The sequence below is a fragment of the Lelliottia amnigena genome (genome assembly GCF_019047465.1).
GTDB classification, from domain to species: Bacteria; Pseudomonadota; Gammaproteobacteria; order Enterobacterales; family Enterobacteriaceae; genus Enterobacter; species Enterobacter amnigenus.
The window spans coordinates 333,534-349,147 of record NZ_CP077236.1 but is presented as its reverse complement, the minus strand read 5'-3'; the positions used below and the strand labels follow the sequence as shown (position 1 = coordinate 349,147).

General features: G+C 52.5%; 9 protein-coding genes. 3 read left to right on the top strand and 6 right to left on the bottom strand.

What is annotated here, in order from left to right; all coding sequences use genetic code 11:
• Positions 1 to 249 precede the first annotated feature (249 nt).
• Positions 250 to 1,602 carry a glycerol-3-phosphate transporter gene (gene glpT / locus I6L74_RS01640; protein ID WP_015959802.1) on the top strand — a complete coding sequence of 451 codons (1,353 nt, stop codon included), beginning with the start codon at positions 250 to 252 and terminating at the stop codon, positions 1,600 to 1,602.
• A gap of 23 nt (positions 1,603 to 1,625) precedes the next feature.
• On the opposite strand, the gene yfaE is transcribed toward glpT, so the two are convergent.
• The 4 genes from yfaE to ubiG all read right to left on the bottom strand — a co-directional run bounded on the left by yfaE (position 1,626) and on the right by ubiG (position 6,426).
• A complete protein-coding gene (yfaE, locus tag I6L74_RS01635; protein WP_059179300.1) occupies positions 1,626 to 1,880 on the bottom strand; it encodes a class I ribonucleotide reductase maintenance protein YfaE in 255 nt (84 codons plus the stop codon).
• Positions 1,880 to 3,010 carry a class Ia ribonucleoside-diphosphate reductase subunit beta gene (nrdB, locus tag I6L74_RS01630; RefSeq protein ID WP_059179299.1) on the bottom strand — a complete coding sequence of 377 codons (1,131 nt, stop codon included), beginning with the start codon at positions 3,008 to 3,010 and terminating at the stop codon, positions 1,880 to 1,882. Before nrdB ends, yfaE begins: the two co-directional genes overlap by 1 nt.
• Before the next feature lie 51 nt (positions 3,011 to 3,061).
• Entirely contained in the window at positions 3,062 to 5,347 is a 2,286-nt protein-coding gene (gene nrdA / locus I6L74_RS01625; RefSeq protein ID WP_059179498.1) for a class 1a ribonucleoside-diphosphate reductase subunit alpha, read from the bottom strand.
• A 350-nt stretch (positions 5,348 to 5,697) separates the two neighbouring features.
• A complete protein-coding gene (gene ubiG / locus I6L74_RS01620; protein WP_059179298.1) occupies positions 5,698 to 6,426 on the bottom strand; it encodes a bifunctional 2-polyprenyl-6-hydroxyphenol methylase/3-demethylubiquinol 3-O-methyltransferase UbiG in 729 nt (242 codons plus the stop codon).
• A 146-nt stretch (positions 6,427 to 6,572) separates the two neighbouring features.
• Here ubiG and gyrA point away from each other — a divergent pair, with 146 nt between their 5' ends.
• Both gyrA and rcsC read left to right on the top strand, forming a co-directional pair.
• Positions 6,573 to 9,239 (top strand): DNA topoisomerase (ATP-hydrolyzing) subunit A, encoded by a 2,667-nt coding sequence (gyrA, locus tag I6L74_RS01615; protein ID WP_059179297.1) that lies wholly within the window; start codon positions 6,573 to 6,575, stop codon positions 9,237 to 9,239.
• A 129-nt stretch (positions 9,240 to 9,368) separates the two neighbouring features.
• Complete coding sequence (gene rcsC / locus I6L74_RS01610; RefSeq protein WP_059179296.1) at positions 9,369 to 12,218, top strand: two-component system sensor histidine kinase RcsC; 2,850 nt, start codon at positions 9,369 to 9,371, stop codon at positions 12,216 to 12,218.
• Positions 12,219 to 12,269: 51 nt separating this feature from the next.
• On the opposite strand, the gene rcsB is transcribed toward rcsC, so the two are convergent.
• Positions 12,270 to 12,920 carry a response regulator transcription factor RcsB gene (gene rcsB / locus I6L74_RS01605; protein WP_015959795.1) on the bottom strand — a complete coding sequence of 217 codons (651 nt, stop codon included), beginning with the start codon at positions 12,918 to 12,920 and terminating at the stop codon, positions 12,270 to 12,272.
• A 15-nt stretch (positions 12,921 to 12,935) separates the two neighbouring features.
• On the bottom strand, positions 12,936 to 15,608 hold the full coding sequence (gene rcsD, locus I6L74_RS01600; protein WP_059179295.1) for a phosphotransferase RcsD: 2,673 nt from the start codon (positions 15,606 to 15,608) through the stop codon (positions 12,936 to 12,938).
• Positions 15,609 to 15,614 lie beyond the last annotated feature (6 nt).

Sequence of the window (15,614 nt, the reverse complement as noted above, 5' to 3'; positions counted from 1 at the left end):
TTCCCTCATGTTCGTTTTTTACTATTCAGCCACATTAATAGTGTGGTTTGTTTGATTTCGAACATAATCGAGCGCAATACGAAACTAAAGCGTGATCTCATGCGCTTATTTGCTCATGCTGTCATATTTCTGTAACAATTTGTGCGTTGATTCACAGTAACAATCGCTGTGATTTTTTAACATCGCGGCCTCTGGAATCGGGGTGGCTACACAACCTCGAAAATTTATGACATGGCCACGGAGGCTCTAATGCTCAGTATCTTCAAACCTGCGCCGCATCAGGCGCGCGTGTCAGAGGCAGAAGTCGACCCGCTATACCGTCGCCTGCGTTGGCAAATTTTCCTCGGTATTTTCTTCGGCTATGCCGCTTACTATCTGGTGCGTAAGAACTTTGCGCTGGCGATGCCGTATCTGGTTGAACAAGGATTTTCACGCGGTGATTTAGGTTTCGCACTGTCGGGTATTTCGATTGCCTATGGGTTTTCCAAGTTCATTATGGGGTCCGTTTCGGATCGCTCGAATCCGCGCGTCTTCTTGCCTGCCGGTTTGATTCTGGCGTCCGCCGTGATGTTATTCATGGGCTTTGTACCGTGGGCAACGTCCAGTATCGCCATCATGTTTGTCCTGCTGTTCCTGTGCGGTTGGTTCCAGGGAATGGGATGGCCGCCGTGCGGACGTACCATGGTGCACTGGTGGTCGCAGAAAGAGCGTGGTGGGATTGTCTCGGTGTGGAACTGTGCGCATAACGTTGGCGGCGGTATTCCACCGCTGTTGTTCCTGCTGGGGATGGCGTGGTTTAACGACTGGAAAGCGGCGCTGTATATGCCTGCTTTCGGGGCCATCGTTATTGCGATCATTGCCTTTGCTTTGATGCGTGATACCCCGCAATCGTGCGGTCTTCCGCCGATTGAAGAGTATAAAAACGACTACCCGGACGATTACAACGAGCAGCATGAAGAAGAGCTGACGGCAAAACAGATCTTTATGAAGTACGTTCTGCCTAACAAACTGTTGTGGTACATCGCTATCGCCAACGTGTTTGTCTATCTGCTGCGTTACGGCATCCTCGACTGGTCGCCGACCTATCTGAAAGAGGTGAAGCATTTCGCACTGGATAAGTCGTCGTGGGCCTATTTTCTGTATGAATACGCCGGTATTCCAGGCACGTTAATTTGCGGCTGGATGTCGGACAAAGTGTTCAGAGGCAACCGTGGTGCAACGGGCGTGTTCTTTATGACGCTCGTGACCATCGCCACTATCGTGTACTGGCTGAATCCTCCAGGTAATCCGGGCGTGGATATGGCCTGTATGATTGTGATCGGCTTCCTGATTTACGGTCCGGTGATGCTGATTGGTCTGCATGCGCTGGAACTGGCGCCGAAAAAAGCCGCAGGCACTGCCGCGGGCTTTACCGGTCTGTTCGGCTATCTTGGTGGCTCAGTCGCGGCCAGCGCCATCGTGGGTTACACGGTCGATTTCTTCGGCTGGGATGGTGGCTTTATGGTGATGATTGGCGGCAGCATTATGGCGGTATTACTGCTGATCGTCGTTATGATTGGCGAAAAACGCCATCATGCGGAGATGATGCAGAAACGAGGCTAAAAAAATGCCCGCGTAAGCGGGCATTACATTTCGATTTCGATATCGCCTTTTGCCCGGCAACAGCAGGGCAAAATTTCCCCATCGTTGATAAACGCCAGCGGTTCCGTTAGCCAGTCCACTTGTCCTGCCACTAAACGACAGCGGCATGAGCCGCAGTAGCCCGCACGGCACTGATACTCAACTTCAACCTGATGCGACTCCAGGGCCACCAGCAGGGAAGGGTGTTCTTCCCGGCACAATACTTCTGTACCGGAAAGGCTTAACGTTACGCGGCTCATCAGAGCTGGAAATCGCTCAGATCGTCAGTGTTCACTTCGGAATCAATCTGACCGACCAGATAAGAACTCACTTCCACTTCCTGCGGCGCAACTTGCACGTTATCGGACACCAGCCAGGTGTTGATCCACGGAATCGGGTTGGAGCGCGTTTTGAACGGCAGCTCAAGCCCTACCGCCTGCATGCGGATATTGGTGATGTATTCGATGTATTGGCACAGAATATCTTTGTTCAGGCCGATCATGGAGCCATCGCGGAACAGGTACTCTGCCCACTCTTTTTCCTGCTGGGCGGCCAGCACGAACAGGTCATAGCATTCCTGTTTGCACTCTTCGGCGATCTCCGCCATCTCCGGATCGTCCACGCCGCTGCGTAAGAGATTCAGCATGTGCTGAGTGCCGGTCAGATGCAGCGCTTCGTCACGGGCGATCAGACGAATAATTTTGGCGTTACCTTCCATCAGTTTGCGCTCAGCGAAGGCAAACGAGCAGGCAAAGCTGACGTAGAAGCGGATCGCTTCCAGTGCGTTGACGCTCATCAGGCACAGGTACAGCTGTTTTTTCAGCGCACGCAGATTGACGGTCACGGTTTTACCGTTAACAGAATGCGTCCCTTCACCCAGCAGATGCCAGTAGCTGGTCATTTCGATCAGCTCATCGTAATAGTGGGAAATGCCTTCCGCGCGTTTCTGGATCTGCTCGTTTGTGACGATATCGTCAAATACCACCGCCGGATCGTTAACGATATTACGGATGATATGGGTGTAAGAACGCGAGTGGATCGTCTCGGAGAACGCCCAGGTTTCAACCCATGTTTCCAGTTCAGGAATCGAGATCAGCGGCAGCAGCGCCACGTTCGGACTACGGCCCTGAATGGAATCCAGCAGCGTCTGGTACTTCAGGTTGCTGAGAAAAATGTGCTTTTCATGATCCGGCAACGCGTGGAAATCGATACGATCGCGAGAAACGTCCACTTCTTCCGGACGCCAGAAGAAGGAGAGTTGCTTTTCGATCAGCTTTTCGAAAATGTCATATTTTTGCTGATCGTAGCGTGCCACGTTGACCGGCTGACCGAAAAACATCGGCTCTTTGAGCTGGTCGTTTTTCGTCTGTGAAAAGGTGGTATATGCCATGAATAGATGTCCTGTCTTACGAAATAAAGGCGGGGAAATCCCCGCCCTTCATTAGATCTTACATGCGCCGCTTTCGCAGCCATCGTCCTGAATAGAAGGTGCCATATCGTCCTGCGCATCTTCTGCACCGTCACGGGTGTTGTGATAGTACAGGGTTTTTACGCCAAATTTATAGGCGGTCAGCAGGTCTTTCAGCAACTGCTGCATCGGCACTTTTCCTGACGGGAAGCGCGTTGGATCGTAGTTGGTGTTAGCAGAGATCGACTGATCGATAAACTTCTGCATGATGCCCACCAGTTGGAGATAACCGTCGTTATTCGGCATTTCCCACAGCAGCTCGTAGCTGTCTTTCAGCAGTTCATAATCCGGAACTACCTGACGCAGCACGCCGTCTTTCGACGCTTTGATGCTAACGTGACCGCGCGGCGGCTCAATACCGTTGGTGGCGTTAGAGATCTGCGAAGAGGTCTCTGACGGCATCAGCGCAGACAACGTGGAGTTGCGCAGGCCGTGGGTCTTGATGGACTCACGCAGCGTTTCCCAGTCGAGATGCAGCGGCTCATTGACGATCGCATCCAGGTCTTTTTTGTAGGTATCGATCGGCAGAATGCCTTTCGCGTAGGTGGTTTCGTTGAACCACGGGCACGCGCCTTGCTCTTTCGCCAGCTCGTTAGAGGCTTTCATCAGGTAATACTGAATCGCTTCGAAGGTTTCGTGCGTCAGGTTGTTGGCGCTGCCATCGGAGTAACGCTTGCCGTTTTTCGCCAGCCAGTAGGCGAAGTTGATCACGCCAATACCCAGCGTACGACGACCCATTGCGCCACGTTTTGCCGCCGGAATTGGGTAATCCTGATAATCCAGCAGGGCATCCAGTGCACGAACCGCCAGCACAGCCAGCTCTTCCAGCTCGGCCAGGCTCTTGATCGCGCCCAGGTTGAATGCAGACAGCGTACACAGCGCGATTTCGCCGTTTTCGTCGTTAACGTCGTACAGCGGTTTGGTCGGCAGAGCGATTTCCAGGCACAGGTTAGACTGGCGCACTGGCGCAATCGCCGGATCGAACGGGCTGTGCGTGTTGCAGTGGTCAACGTTCTGAATGTAGATACGGCCAGTAGAAGCACGTTCCTGCATCATCAGGGAGAACAGGTCGACGGCCTTAACGCGCTGCTTACGGATGCTGTCGTCTTGCTCGTATTGCGTGTATAGACGCTCAAATTCATCCTGATCGGCGAAGAACGCATCGTACAGGCCCGGTACGTCGGAGGGGCTGAACAGGGTGATGTCCTGGCCTTTCAGCAGACGGGTGTACATCAGTTTGTTGATCTGCACGCCGTAGTCCATATGACGAACGCGGTTGCCTTCAACGCCACGGTTGTTTTTCAGGACCAGCAGGCTTTCGACTTCCAAATGCCACATTGGGTAGAACAGGGTGGCTGCACCGCCGCGTACGCCGCCCTGAGAGCAGGATTTCACCGCGGTCTGGAAGTGTTTGTAGAACGGGATACAGCCGGTGTGGAACGCTTCACCGCCGCGAATTGGGCTGCCCAGCGCACGAATGCGGCCGGCATTGATACCGATACCGGCGCGCTGGGAGACGTATTTCACAATCGCGCTTGAGGTTGCGTTGATGGAATCCAGGCTGTCGCCGCACTCGATCAGTACGCAGGAGCTGAACTGACGCGTCGGGGTGCGCACGCCAGACATAATCGGCGTAGGCAGAGAAATTTTAAAGGTGGATACGGCGTCGTAAAAACGCTTCACGTAGTCCAGGCGCGTTTCACGCGGATAGTTTGAGAACAGGCACGCGGCAACCAGAATATACAAGAACTGTGCGCTCTCATAGATTTCGCCTGTGACGCGGTTCTGAACCAGGTACTTGCCTTCCAGCTGCTTCACCGCGGCGTAGGAGAAGTTCATGTCGCGCCAGTGGTCGATAAACCCGTCCATCTGCTTGAACTCTTCTTCCGTGTAGTCTTCCAGCAGATGCGCGTCGTATTTGCCCAGGTCAACCATTTTCGTGACGTGATCGAGCAGCGCTGGCGGCTCAAACTGACCGTAGGCCTTTTTGCGCAGATGGAAAATGGCGAGGCGTGCGGCCATGTACTGGTAATCCGGTGCTTCGCGGGAGATCAGATCGGCTGCGGCTTTGATAATGGTTTCATGAATATCTGAGGTCTTAATCCCGTCGTAGAACTGAATATGTGAACGCAGTTCCACCTGAGAGATAGATACGTTGTTCAGTCCTTCTGCTGCCCAGTCGAGAACTCGATGGATTTTGTCGAGATTGATACGCTCGGTAGTACCGTCGCGCTTTGTCACCAGCAGACTTTGATTCATGTGGTTTTTTACCTGTCCGTGAAATAAAAAAATATCCCCCTGCTTATCCACAGAAGCGCCTTGTGGCTAACTCTGTGGATAAATACTACATATAGGGGGTTTGCGATAAGAAAAACGCTATATGGTGAGTATTCTAGTAAGGAATCATTTCAGTACAAGAGTTGATTTTGACGTTAATTTCAGGTTGCTAAAGCGTAATAAACCCTAAGTCCTCGTATCGTAAGGCCTGGACGTCATGTCAATAATTTAGAAAAAAAATCTAAAATTTGATCGAGTGCTGATTTCTTCAACGAGAGGTCAGAATTGCGCAACGTGATGTCGCGCAATCTTTATAAGAATAACGAATGACGTTAGTCGTTTTTTGTCGTCGTGTGCAACATATAGTTAACATCTACACCCGGCGCGAGCTTGAATTTGTCGGTCAATGGATTGTAATGCAAGCCGGTGATGTGTTGCTCTTTCAGCCAGGTCAGATCTACCCAGCCTAATAATTCAGCAGGTTTGATGAATTTCTTAACGTCATGGGTTCCTTTCGGCACCATGCGCAGCACATATTCCGCGCCCACTACCGCCATCAGCCACGCTTTTCCGTTGCGGTTAATCGTCGAGAAGAAGACGTGCCCACCGGGTTTCACCAAAGCGGCGCAGGCGTTGACCACCGATTGCGGGTCAGGCACGTGTTCGAGCATTTCCATGCAGGTGACGACATCGTATTGATGCGCGTGTTTAGCGGCGTGCTCTTCAACGGTTTCCTGAACATAGTCAACCTGAATACCGGATTCCAGGGCATGCAGACGCGCAACCTGGAGTGGTTCAAACCCCATGTCCAGGCCGGTAACCGTTGCGCCTTCGCGCGCCATGCTTTCGGCCAGAATGCCGCCGCCGCAGCCGACGTCGAGCACTTTTTTACCGAACAGACCGCCGGAGCGCTCCGCGATATAGCCCAAACGCAGCGGGTTTATGCGGTGCAGAGGTTTGAACTCACCGTCGAGATCCCACCAGCGGGATGCCACCGCTTCAAATTTGGCGATCTCTGCATGGTCGACGTTGTGAGCTACCGGGGATTTTTCGGCATTCATGGGCGCTTTTACTCCTTAATTCGCAAGAGGATCGAGTATATCAGGCTCTCCCCGCGAATAAACCATACAGGTTTACCTGTATGGGAGCGATTGTGTTATAATTTGCGACCTTTGAATCCGGGATACAGTAGAGGGATAGCGGTTAGATGAGCGACCTTGCGAGAGAAATTACACCGGTTAACATCGAGGAAGAGCTTAAGAGCTCCTATCTGGATTATGCGATGTCGGTCATTGTTGGCCGCGCGCTGCCAGACGTCCGAGATGGCCTGAAGCCGGTACACCGTCGCGTACTATACGCCATGAACGTATTGGGCAATGACTGGAATAAAGCCTACAAAAAATCTGCCCGCGTCGTTGGTGACGTCATCGGTAAATATCACCCCCATGGTGATACTGCCGTGTATGACACGATCGTCCGTATGGCGCAGCCTTTCTCCTTACGTTACATGCTGGTGGATGGCCAGGGTAACTTCGGTTCTGTCGATGGTGACTCCGCTGCGGCGATGCGTTATACGGAAATCCGTATGTCGAAAATCGCCCATGAGCTGATGGCTGACCTGGAAAAAGACACGGTTGATTTCGTCGATAACTACGACGGCACCGAGCGTATTCCTGATGTTATGCCGACCAAGATCCCAAACCTGTTGGTTAACGGTTCTTCCGGTATCGCCGTCGGTATGGCCACGAACATTCCGCCGCACAACATTACTGAAGTCATTAACGGGTGCCTCGCCTACATCGACGATGAAGAGATCACCGTCGAAGGGCTGATGGAACACATTCCAGGCCCGGACTTCCCAACTGCCGCCATCATTAATGGCCGCCGTGGGATTGAAGAAGCGTACCGCACCGGTCGCGGCAAGATTTACATTCGCGCCCGCGCGGAAGTGGAAGCCGACGCGAAAACCGGTCGTGAAACCATTATCGTCCACGAAATTCCGTATCAGGTGAACAAAGCTCGCCTGATCGAGAAAATCGCGGAGCTGGTAAAAGAAAAACGCGTTGAAGGCATCAGCGCGCTGCGTGACGAGTCTGATAAAGACGGTATGCGCATCGTGATTGAAATCAAACGCGACGCGGTGGGTGAGGTTGTGCTGAACAACCTGTACTCCCAGACTCAGCTTCAGGTTTCCTTCGGCATCAACATGGTTGCGTTGCACCATGGCCAGCCGAAGATCATGAACCTGAAAGATATCCTGAGCGCGTTCGTGCGTCACCGCCGTGAAGTGGTGACTCGCCGTACTATTTTCGAACTGCGTAAAGCGCGCGATCGTGCGCACATTCTGGAAGCGCTGGCTGTCGCACTGGCCAACATCGACCCGATCATCGAGTTGATTCGTCGTGCGCCAACCCCTGCCGAAGCGAAAGCAGGATTGGTTGCTCAGCCGTGGGCATTGGGCAACGTCTCTGCCATGCTGGAACGTGCGGGTGATGACGCGGCGCGTCCTGAGTGGCTGGAACCTCAATTTGGCGTGCGTGACGGTCAATATTACCTGACCGAACAGCAGGCACAGGCGATTCTGGATCTGCGTTTGCAGAAACTGACTGGCCTTGAGCATGAAAAACTGCTCGACGAGTACAAAGAGCTGCTGGAGCAGATCGCAGAGCTTCTGCATATCCTCGGCAGCGCCGATCGTCTGATGGAAGTGATCCGCGAAGAGCTGGAACTGGTCCGCGACCAGTTTGGTGATGCGCGTCGCACTGAAATCACGGCGAATACGTCTGATATCAACATTGAAGATCTGATCAACCGCGAAGATGTGGTTGTGACCCTGTCTCATCAGGGCTATGTGAAGTATCAGCCGCTCACCGACTACGAAGCGCAGCGTCGTGGTGGTAAAGGCAAATCGGCAGCCCGTATCAAAGAAGAAGACTTTATCGATCGCCTGCTGGTGGCGAACACCCATGACACGATCCTGTGCTTCTCAAGCCGTGGTCGTTTGTACTGGATGAAAGTGTATCAGCTGCCGGAAGCGAGCCGCGGTGCGCGTGGTCGTCCGATCGTCAACCTGCTTCCGCTTGAGCCGAACGAGCGTATCACCGCGATTCTGCCGGTACGCGAGTACGAAGAAGGTGTGAACGTCTTTATGGCGACCGCGAGCGGTACCGTGAAGAAAACCGCGCTGACCGGTTTCAGCCGTCCACGTTCTGCCGGGATTATCGCCATCAACCTGAACGAAGGTGATGAACTGATCGGTGTGGATCTGACCTCCGGTTCTGACGAGGTTATGTTGTTCTCTGCCGCCGGTAAAGTGGTGCGCTTTAAAGAGAACGCCGTACGCGCAATGGGTCGTACAGCGACCGGCGTTCGCGGTATTCGACTGGCGGGCGAAGACAGCGTTGTTTCACTGATCATTCCACGCGGTGAAGGCGCTATCCTGACCGTGACGCAGAATGGTTACGGTAAACGGACTGCGGAAGGCGAATATCCGACCAAGTCTCGTGGCACACAGGGCGTTATCTCCATCAAAGTCACCGAGCGTAACGGCTCTGTTGTGGGTGCGGTGCAGGTTGATGACTGTGACCAGATCATGATGATCACTGATGCCGGTACGCTGGTGCGTACGCGCGTGTCTGAGATCAGCGTGGTAGGGCGTAACACCCAGGGCGTTATCCTCATCCGAACTGCGGAAGATGAAAACGTGGTGGGCCTGCAACGTGTCGCTGAGCCAGTCGACGACGAAGAACTTGATTCCATCGACGGTAGCGTCGCGGAAGGTGACGATGAAATCGCACCGGAAACCGAGACCGATGAAGCTGATTCTGACGAAGCAGATTCTGATGACGATGCGGCAGATGATGCCGAAGAGTAATGTCTCCTGACATAAAAAGGGCCGGATTCCGGCCCTTTCTTTTTTGCAGACAACTGAGCATTGCGGCACGCCGCGTTTACCGCTACCTTAACCACATTCTTTTGCCTCTGACGGCGGAGCTTCGCCCCCTTGAAATACCTCGTCTCCTTTCGCACCACTCTTAAAGTCTCTCGCTATCTTTTTCGCGCGCTGGCGTTATTGCTTTGGTTGCTGGTTGCATTTTTTTCGGTGTTTTACATCGTTAATGCGCTGCATCAGAAGGAGTCAGAGATCCGTCAGGAGTTTAATTTAAGTTCCGATCAGGCCCAGCGTTACATTCAGCGTACGACTGATGTCATGAAAGAGCTGAAGTACATAGCTGAAAACCGTCTGACGGCGGAAAACGGCATTCTGGCTACGCGCGGGCGAAATGACAAATCAGAAGTGCCGGATTTCGAACCGTTATTCCCCGACTCCGATTGCTCGGCAATGGGCACGGCGTGGCGTGGCTCGCTTGAGTCGTTGGCCTGGTTTATGCGCTACTGGCGCGATAATTTTTCCGCGGCCTATGATCTCAACCGGGTATTTCTGATCGGCAGTGAGAATCTCTGTTTAGCCGATTTCGGCCTGCGGGATGTGCCGGTTGAGCGCGAAGATGCGCTGAAAAGTTTGCACGAACGCATCATTAAGTATCGTAATGCCCCACAGGACGAACGTGGCAATAATATCTTCTGGATAAGCCAAGGACCGCGTCCGGGTGTGGGTTATTTCTACGCCCTCACGCCGGTTTATCTCGCCAATCGCCTGCAGGCGCTGCTGGGCACTGAACAAACGGTTCGCATGGAGAACTTCTTCACACCGGGCAGTTTGCCTATGGGTGTGACGATCCTCGATGAAAATGGTCATACGCTGATTTCGCTGACCGGGCCTGAGAACCGCTTAAAGGTTGATCCTCGCTGGATGCAGGAACGCTCGTGGTTTGGCTATACGTCGGGTTTCCATGAGCTGGTGCTCAAGAAAAGTTTACCGCCATCGTCACTGAGCATTGTCTACTCCGTGCCCGTTGATATGGTGCTGGAACGCATTCGGATGCTCATCCTTAACTCCATCCTGCTGAATGTGCTGGTGGGGATTGCGCTGTTCATGCTGGCGCGCATGTATGAGCGTAAAATTTTCATCCCGGCGGAGAGCGATGCTCAACGCCTGGAAGAGCACGAGCAATTTAACCGCAAAATAGTCGCCTCGGCACCCGTTGGGATTTGTATCCTCCGTACGCAGGATGGCACGAATATTCTGAGCAACGAGCTGGCGCATAACTATCTGAACATGCTGACGCATGAAGACCGACAGCGACTGACGCAGATTATCTGCGGACAGCAGGTCAATTTTGTCGACGTATTAACCAGCAATCACACCAACCTGCAGATAAGCTTTGTCCATTCGCGCTATCGCAATGAGAACGTGGCGATCTGTGTACTGGTGGACGTCTCTTCGCGTGTAAAAATGGAAGAGTCGCTACAAGAAATGGCGCAGGCAGCAGAACAGGCCAGCCAGTCCAAGTCGATGTTCCTCGCGACCGTGAGCCATGAGCTGCGCACGCCGCTGTACGGGATTATTGGTAACCTCGATCTGCTGCAAACGAAAGAGTTGCCGAAGGGAGTAGAGCGCCTGGTCACGGCGATGAACAACTCTTCAAGTCTGCTGCTGAAAATCATCAGCGACATTCTCGACTTCTCTAAAATTGAGTCTGAACAGCTCAAAATCGAACCGAGCGAGTTTTCGCCCCGTGAAGTGATGAACCATATCAGCGCTAACTATATGCCGCTGGTGGTCCGCAAACAGCTTGGGCTGTACTGCTTTATCGAGCCGGATGTGCCGCTGACGCTGCTGGGCGATCCGATGCGTTTACAACAGGTCATTTCAAACCTGCTCAGCAACGCGATTAAGTTCACCGATGTCGGCTGTATCATTTTGCATGTTTCTCGCGCAGGGGATTATTTAAGCATTCGCATCCGCGATACCGGCGTCGGTATTCCGGCAAAAGAAGTGGTGAAACTTTTCGATCCGTTCTTCCAGGTTGGCACCGGGGTGCAGCGTAACTTCCAGGGCACAGGGCTGGGGCTGGCCATTTGCGAACAGCTGATCAGCATGATGGATGGCGATATTTCTGTCGATACCGAGCCGGGCATGGGCAGCCAGTTTACGATCCGCATTCCGCTCTATTCTGCGCAATATCCGGTGAAAAGTCCGGCAGAAGGGTTGAGCGATAAAATGTGCTGGCTCGCTGTGCATAACGCGTCACTGTACAGCTTCCTGGAATCATTGCTCTCGAACCGAGGCATTCGTGTTGCACGCTATGAAGCTGGGCAAAAAACGGACGCTGACGATACGCTGATTACGGATGTTGAGGTCGACCCGTCCTGGCAGGGCAAAGCCGTAATTACGTTCTGTCGTCGCCATATTGGTATTGCGCAGGAGCGTATTCCCGGAGAGTGGACGCACAGCGTGGCAACGCCGCATGAGATTCTGCATCTGTTGGCACATATCTACAATGTGGAAGGGGATGCCCACGACGGCGGTACCGCGCTGCCTTCACCGCAGTCCGCTGTTACGATGAATGACGACATGATGATTCTGGTGGTGGATGACCATCCGATCAACCGTCGCCTGCTGGCCGATCAGCTGGGATCGCTGGGATATCAATGCTTGACCGCAAATGACGGCGTGGATGCGCTAAACGTGCTGAGCAAAAATCACATCGATATTGTGCTCAGTGACGTGAACATGCCTAACATGGACGGGTATCGTCTCACCCAGCGCATTCGCCAGCTTGGTATGACCTTGCCGGTTATCGGGGTCACCGCCAACGCGCTGGCCGAAGAGAAAGAGCGCTGTCTGGCGTCAGGCATGGACAGTTGCCTGTCAAAACCGGTGACGCTTGATGTCATAAAACAGACGTTGTCGATTTACGCGGCCCGCGTCAGGGAATCGAGGGCATAAAAAAACCCGGCAAGCGCGAGCGCTGCCGGGTTTTTTATTACCAGAACGGAATCAGTCTTTATCGACTGCGCTCAGGGTAACCGAAGAGAGATAATTCAGCAGGGCGATATCATTCTCTACGCCCAGTTTCATCATCGCCGATTTCTTCTGGCTACTGATGGTTTTGATACTGCGGTTCAGCTTCTTGGCAATTTCAGTGACCAGGAAACCTTCAGCGAACAGGCGCAGTACTTCACTTTCTTTCGGTGATAAACGTTTGTCACCGTAACCACCCGCGCTAATTTTCTCAAGCAGGCGAGAAACGCTTTCCGGGGTAAATTTCTTGCCTTTCTGCAGTGCAGCCAGAGCCTTAGGCAGATCCGTCGGCGCGCCCTGTTTCAGGACAATCCCTTCAATGTCGAGTTCTAGCACGGCGCTTAAAATCGCCGGGTTATTGTTCATGGTAAGAACAATAATTGAAATACTCGGAAAGTGGCGCTTGATGTATTTGATCAGCGTGATGCCATCGCCGTACTTATCTCCAGGCATGGAGAGGTCAGTAATGAGCACGTGTGCATCAAGTTTCGGAAGATTATTTATAAGTGCTGTAGAGTCTTCAAATTCACCGACAACATTCACCCACTCGATCTGTTCAAGTGATTTGCGAATACCGAACAGTACAATCGGGTGGTCGTCGGCAATAATTACGTTCATATTGTTCATGTAAAGGCTACCTTGCTACAGCAAGCTTTTGACGTAGGCGTCAATGTCGCTGATGTATTTTTCTGTGCCAGAAGCATCCTTCTCACGAATAAGATGTTCCAGCGTTTCACATAATTGCTTGCCCGGAACCAGATTAAGCATGGCAAACACCCCTTTAAGCCGGTGTGCTGTCTGTGTCAGCGCGGCGAAATCCTTCGCAGCGGACTCAGTATACAACCGCTTAACATCATCTGGTACTGTATCTACAAATAGGGAATAGTATCCGCTGGCCTGGAGTTCGGCATTTTCATCACCACCCAATGGGGACTCCAGTATCTCTTCTTGCGCCAGATTCTCTTCTATTAGTTGTAGTACAGCTTCCTGCATCGCATTGCTCATATTAAAGTTGACGCGCAGCTGACCGGGGCCGATTTTCCGCACGCCTGACTCATCATCGCTTAAAAGCAAGCCCGAGGCAGTAAGATTAGACGGATTATCAGTTAAAAAGAGATCATATTCTTGACTCGTGAGCCTTTCATCCGGGTTTATGCAGGCCGCACCCCAGTTTTCTAGCTGGCGAACCACGATGTTGCGTATTTCGCTGGACGTCACATCCACCATGACGATCACATCATCAAGCAGGCGCTCTTCACCCTCTTCCTGAGGATTTGCGTCCATTTTGACATGCAGCGAATAGCGGGTACCCAGCGACTCACGGGCCTTAATATTCAGGTGTCCGCCAAGCTTACGCGCCAGCTGATCGCACAGCCAGAAGGTGAGGGCGTTGGCTTTGCCGTAGCTGTCGCTCTGCGTATCGTTCAGGAACGGGAAGTGTAAATTATCGATTTCGCTCATCGTCACGCCTTCCCCCGTATCCAGAATACGGATTGTCAGGCGGTCTTCGGCAGATTCATCCGTACCCACTTCCAGCGTGATTTTGCCGATTTGCGTGGTGGTTACAGAATATTGAATTAGCATCAGCACGATGCGGCGTAATGCCTCGCGATCGCCATGACGTTCATCGTTGGCAGGAAGATTGTTATTGATCAGAAGCTGCAGGCCTTTGCGCTTGATAACGGGCAGGACTTCAGGCACCACTTCGTTAATAAGATCCTGAACTGAAAACAGCGTAGAGCTCCCTTTCCAGGTATCGCTTTCAAGCATATTGGCTAACTGGATTTCATCGACCATACGCACAAGCGTATCCGCCTGGTTGGCCAACTGATGGCTCTCTGGCGTGCTCAAATTCGCGGCCTGGCTGGCAAGCTCTTTCAACGGGCGCTTGAACGCATCGCCAATGTTTTGCATAAACGCCACGCGGCCCTGCTGATTTTTCTCATACAGTCTCTGCGCTTGTTTCAGCTTCTTGTTCACCAGCACTTCTCTGTCCTGATCGCGAATGATAAAGATCTGGGTACGTGAAGCGACCTGACTGCGGAACTGACGAATTTCGTACAGTTCATTATTAATGGTGGCCTGAATCACCCCCTGATGCTGGTCAGCCATGGTGGTGATGTTTTGCAGATTAAGATGTGGCAACAGGTGATCGGCAATCTTGTTGCTCATAATTGTGCGATTGGCCTCCTGGTCATGCACCAGAAGCCCCAGCGGTAGCACCGACACAATCTCTTCATTTAGCGCGCGCAACACGCGTAATTCATTGTTAGAGCCTGAAGAAGAGATGTGCTCAGTTGGGCGGCCAGGCTGAAAGCGGAAGGTGGTATACCCAAACAACGCCAGCGCGAGCAGACCAATATTAAGCAGTAGCGGCAGCAGAATGTTTTGCAGCGTGTCGAGCAAAAGCGTTCCAAAGGGAACCTGCCAAACCAAGCGCATACCGGTGGAGTTCAAAGATGAGGCGATCTCAATCTTCGAGCCGTTAAAAGTAATGGACGCGCTTTCCGGGCCTTCTTTTTTATCCGCTGGCGCGCGCATATTTTGCGCGGAAGTATCTGGCTCAAGACGGAAGCTGTCGAGCGGCATATCCGGTGGAATGAGATCGTTAATCGGCAGATCAAAGGCGACAACTGTTGCCAGATGCCCAGGCTGGTTAAATGTGGTGCGCAGGGTAAAGTAATGCCCGTTTTGCCAGGCGAGGCGGCGAAGAGAAGAGAAACTTTCGCGTTCGTCCAGGGTGTTAGCCTGCTGGAGCATTTCCGCGCGGCGGGAATCAACAATCGAGCCAATGGAGGACTCTTTAAAACCGGATGAGAGATCTTTTAATGGCAGCGTGGAGATCAGGATCATGCTGTTATCCTGACCATTAAGGTAGTACATCGACCAGGGGACAGTTTCCGCGCCCCAGAGCGTGTCGAGGTACGTCGAGATTCGCTGTGTCATCTCAAGCGTAGCGCTGTCGTGAGAGCCAAAAATTAATGCTTCGGTTTTGCGGCGCGTTTTTTCAAGATAATAGACGTCTTGCTTAAGACGCGTTTCCTGTAAACCTTCACCCGATGCCGTTCCCGGCGCTGCGGCGATATTGTCGTAAATCTGCCAGGTCGCGTAGCGCCAGGTATCGATACGCTTGTGCACTGCATGGGTAATATCAACGATTTGATAGCTTCGGTCTTTCAGCCAGGTGTTGACCGCGCTCTGCACCATCACTCCCATCGTCACTAACAGCACAACGATCAATAGAAGAAAGAAACGCGTGATGCTCCCCGGAAGAAGGGAGAATTTACCTGGTGCTGTTGTTTCAGACTGACTCATTAATGT

Bases quoted from the DNA above. Each gene is read 5' to 3' on its own strand.
- ubiG (WP_059179298.1), bottom strand. From the start codon at position 6,426: ATGAATGCCGAAAAATCCCCGGTAGCTCACAACGTCGACCATGCAGAG.
- nrdA (WP_059179498.1), bottom strand. From the start codon at position 5,347: ATGAATCAAAGTCTGCTGGTGACAAAGCGCGACGGTACTACCGAGCGT.
- nrdB (WP_059179299.1), bottom strand. From the start codon at position 3,010: ATGGCATATACCACCTTTTCACAGACGAAAAACGACCAGCTCAAAGAG.
- glpT (WP_015959802.1), top strand. From the start codon at position 250: ATGCTCAGTATCTTCAAACCTGCGCCGCATCAGGCGCGCGTGTCAGAG.
- rcsB (WP_015959795.1), bottom strand. From the start codon at position 12,920: ATGAACAATATGAACGTAATTATTGCCGACGACCACCCGATTGTACTG.
- gyrA (WP_059179297.1), top strand. From the start codon at position 6,573: ATGAGCGACCTTGCGAGAGAAATTACACCGGTTAACATCGAGGAAGAG.
- yfaE (WP_059179300.1), bottom strand. From the start codon at position 1,880: ATGAGCCGCGTAACGTTAAGCCTTTCCGGTACAGAAGTATTGTGCCGG.
- rcsD (WP_059179295.1), bottom strand. From the start codon at position 15,608: ATGAGTCAGTCTGAAACAACAGCACCAGGTAAATTCTCCCTTCTTCCG.